The sequence below is a fragment of the Halorubrum sp. SD612 genome (assembly GCF_002135005.1).
Window position 1 is genome coordinate 1 of the sequence record NZ_NEWI01000375.1, and the last position, 1,343, is coordinate 1,343.

Consider the following 1,343-nt stretch of genomic DNA (forward strand, 5'->3'; position numbering starts at 1 on the left):
GGAGCCTGGGGGAGCGGTGAGGGTCCGGTGCGGGGGAGGACGGCGTGGAGGGCGACGCGGAGGACGACCGGGGGGTTCAGGCCCGCGACCCGGGGGACGACGTTGGCGGCCATCCCGATCACGAGCCAGGGGGCCTCCGACGCCCCGTACTCGGGGAACAGCCGACCGGGGGGTCGGTCGACCCGGTCGCGGTACACTTCGAAGGCGTTGCGGTCGTCGGCGGCCATGGACGTACGAGCGCCGGAGCCCCCATGTATCCGGCGGCCTCGGCGGCCCGTTCCGGGTTCAGGTGACCCCGATTCTCGACCCGTCGATCACTTATAAATAACCGACCGAGCGCGGTGGCGCGTGCCGACGAGCGCCCGGAGGGCGCGAGTCGCACGCGCGAGGGAGTCGCGAACGCCCGGAGGGCGTGAGCGACGAGGCTGGGGAGGTGTGAGGCGCGGTTGCTGTGCGTTCCCGCGAGCCAAGCGAGCGGGAGCACGGAAGTCGCAGCCCGCGCAGCGAAGCGAGCAGGAACGTCCTCCGGAGGGGCGGGACTCGAAGGGGCAGTCACCGGCGGCGGAACCGCCGGCTGTCACCGGGCGAAGCCCGGTTGCCCGAGGGACGCAGTCCCTCGCGACTGGGGCTTTGGAGGTGGGCTTCGCCCTTCGAGAGCCAGGCACGTATAGCCGAGCGACTGGGGCTTTGGCGGCGTTCGTCGTCGCTCCGCAGTCGGCTATTTATGACCGGGCGTCCGGAGATCCGACAGCACTCCTCACGGAACCACCGAACGCGTACCGTCGCCGGACGGTTTAATAAGCGCCGCTCGAACCCACGCACGTGGACGAACTCGTCGTGAGCACGGAGGTGTACGCCGACCCCGAGGACGTGTACGCGTTCCTGCTCGATTTCCCGCGGTACGCGAACTACTCGGAGTACCTGCGGGAGGTCCGAACCGTCACCGGCGACGGCGGCCCCGGGACTCGGTACGCGCTCACGTTCGCGTGGTGGAAGATCACCTACACCGCCCGCTCGGAGGTGACCGGCGTCGAGCCGCCCGAGCGGATCGACTGGGAGATCACGAAGGACATCGACGCCGGCGGCCGCTGGCGGATCACCCCGCCCGAGACCGGTGAAGGCGACGAGGGGGCCGACGGAACGGGGAACGCCGACGCCGGTCCGAGCGACGACGCTCCCTGCGAGGTCGCGCTCGAAGTCGAGTTCGACCCGAGCTCCGCCAGCTCCGACGCGCTCGACCTGCCGCGGCTGGTGTCGTTTGACTGGGTGTTGAAGAAGGCGATCCCGCTGATCAGAGGCGAGGCCGAGCGCGTCGTCGAGCGCGCCGTCCGACACTTGGAGGG

General features: G+C 70.6%; 1 protein-coding gene and 1 pseudogene. One reads left to right on the plus strand and one right to left on the minus strand.

Annotation, left to right across the window (positions count from 1 at the left end):
• Positions 1–227, minus strand: a pseudogene (locus B9G38_RS17470) (ABC transporter ATP-binding protein); the annotation flags it as partial.
• Between the two features lie 595 nt (positions 228–822).
• Between B9G38_RS17470 and B9G38_RS17475 the strand changes: the two are divergent.
• Positions 823–1,343 (plus strand): SRPBCC family protein (locus B9G38_RS17475; RefSeq protein WP_086221192.1); only part of this gene is annotated, 521 nt, incomplete at its 3' end.